Source organism: Brevundimonas sp. GW822-FHT03E11 (genome assembly GCF_058801445.1).
Window position 1 is genome coordinate 1 of record NZ_JBXANG010000023.1, and the last position, 1,466, is coordinate 1,466.

At 67.3% G+C, this 1,466-nt stretch carries 1 protein-coding gene; it reads left to right on the forward strand.

Going from position 1 to position 1,466, the window contains the following annotated elements:
• Positions 1-77: 77 nt before the first annotated feature.
• Positions 78-1,184 (forward strand): IS110 family RNA-guided transposase, encoded by a 1,107-nt coding sequence (locus AC1RKE_RS16005; protein ID WP_292118595.1) that lies wholly within the window; start codon positions 78-80, stop codon positions 1,182-1,184.
• Positions 1,185-1,466: the final 282 nt, after the last annotated feature.

Consider the following 1,466-nt stretch of genomic DNA (forward strand, 5'->3'; position numbering starts at 1 on the left):
GCTAAGTCCGTATGTCCTTTCCCTCGTCCGGCGTGATGCCGGATGCTGCAGCCTTCAGCAGCGTCGAGGAGGAAGGAATGGACAGGCTCTTTGTGGGGCTCGATGTTCACAAGCTGAGCATCAGCGTCACCACTGCAGAGGACGGTCGCGACGGCGCCGTCAGGTTCTGCGGCGAGGTCGCCAACACGCCGGAACAGGTTCGCAAGCTGGCGGATCGGCTGTCGCGGTCTGATAGTCGGCTGGAGTTCTGTTACGAGGCCGGCGGCTGTGGCTACGGGATCTACCGCCAGCTGACGGAGATGGGCCATGGCTGCCTGGTCGCGGCGCCGACGCTGATCGCTCGCAAGCCAGGCGACCGCATCAAGACCGACAGGCGGGATTCCCAGATGCTCGCGCTCCAGCATCGCGCGGGCGGTCTGACGGCGGTCTGGGTTCCGGACGAGGTGCACGAGGCCATGCGCGATCTGGTGCGGGCCCGGGGCGACGCGATGATGGCGCTGATGCGGGCGCGCCAGCAGCTTCTGGCGTTCCTGCTGCGTCATGGTCGTACCTACCCGGTCGGCAAGCCGTGGACCTTGAGGCACCGCCGCTGGCTGGCGGGTCAGGCGTTCGAGCAGGATGCGCACCGCGTCGTCTTTCAGGATTATGTGGAGGCCGTCTGGGCGTCCCAGGACCGCCGCGATCAGCTCGAAGCGCGGATCTCCGCCATGCTGGCAGGCTGGTCGCTGGCGCCGTTGGTCGAGGCGTTGCGAGCTTTGCGTGGCCTCGACACGATCTCGGCCGTCAGCTTCGTGGCGGCCGTCGGCGATCTCGGCCGGTTCGAGAATCCGCGCAGGCTGATGGCCTATCTCGGCCTGGTCCCATCGGAGCATTCCAGCGGCGAGCGTATCCGGCGCGGCGGCATCACCAAGACCGGCAACCGCGAAGCGCGGCGCATGCTCGTGGAAGCGGCCTGGAGCTATCGCTACCCGCCGCGGGTCTCGACCGGCAAAACCGACCTCGTCTCTCGCCAGCCGAAGGTGGTGCGGGACGTGGCGTGGAAGGCCCAGGTGCGCCTGTGCGATCGATATCGCCGGCTCAGCGCCGGCGGCAAGCGGCCGACTGTCGTCATCGCCGCCATCGCTCGGGAGCTGTCGGGCTTCATCTGGGCGATCGGTCAAGAGGTGCGGCCAGCGGCGCCTTGAGCGCCGAGCCCTGGCCCGTCAGGCCGGGGGCGGAGCGGAAGGTCAGGGACATCCTCGAGAGCCCAGTGGGCAGGTCATGTGCCGACGCCCGATCTAAGTCAGAGGCCAGCCCGCGACGAAAAGCGTTCATGCGGTAACCAACACGCGAATGGAAGACTGATCGACCGTCGCCAGCGCCGCTCCGCCCCCAACCTGACGAACCTCTCATCCTGCTCATCTCCGCGCCTGCGGCGCGGAGGGGTTTTCGCACGTCCAGACACTTGAAAAAGGACATGGAAGGGC

Excerpts from the sequence above, each read along its gene's own strand:
- AC1RKE_RS16005 (WP_292118595.1), top strand. The coding sequence starts at position 78 with ATGGACAGGCTCTTTGTGGGGCTCGATGTTCACAAGCTGAGCATCAGC.